The 702-nt window shown below is 69.8% G+C and carries 1 protein-coding gene; it reads left to right on the top strand.

Annotated elements, in window-relative coordinates; genetic code table 11:
* Positions 1-41: 41 nt before the first annotated feature.
* Positions 42-702 (top strand): DUF222 domain-containing protein (locus tag ACNPM4_RS00760; RefSeq protein WP_448984367.1); only part of this gene is annotated, 661 nt, incomplete at its 3' end.

Here is a 702-nt window from a genome sequence, read left to right as displayed (position 1 = left end):
GGGTGCTGGTCGAGAAAGCACAGGGGCTCGCGTTGGATGATGTGCGAAAGCTCGTGGTGCGGGCGGAGGCCTGGTTGGACCCCGAGGGGGTGGAACCGAAAGAAGAGGAGCGGCGGGGGAAGCGGGCGTTGACCCTGTTCGAGCGGGACGGGATGGTGCACCTGAACGCGGTCCTCGACGCCGAGACCGCCGCCCCTGTGGTGACCGCGATCCGCGGGTTCGTGACCGCGGCGTTCGCCGCCCGGCAGGATGCTCCCGACGCGGATGCTCCGGATGCGGATCGGCGCACGGTCCCGATGATCCAGGCCGATGCGCTCGCGGTGTTCTGCGCGCACGTCCTCGGCTGCCAGACGCGGGTCCCGGTCGCCGGGGCGACGGTGATCGTCCGGATGAACCTCTCGGACCTGGAATCGGGGGCGGGATCGGCGGCCATCGACGGTCTCGACCAGCCGGTCAGTGTTGGGGTGGCGAGGCGGATGGCCGCCGGGGGTGGGATCATCCCCTGCGTCCTCGGGGCGGACAGTGAAGTGCTGGACTGGGGGCGGGAGAAACGCCTGTTCACCCGCGCGCAGCGGTTGGCCCTCGTGGAACGTGATGGTGGGTGTGCGATGTGCGGGCTCCCACCCGAGATGACCAAAGCACACCACATCCGCTGGTGGAAACGCGACCACGGGCCCACCGATCTGGCCAACGGGGTGTTGC

The organism is Microbacterium umsixpiens, assembly GCF_053543675.1.
Note: the sequence above shows the minus strand (reverse complement) of the source record. Positions and strands in the feature narration are given on the sequence as shown.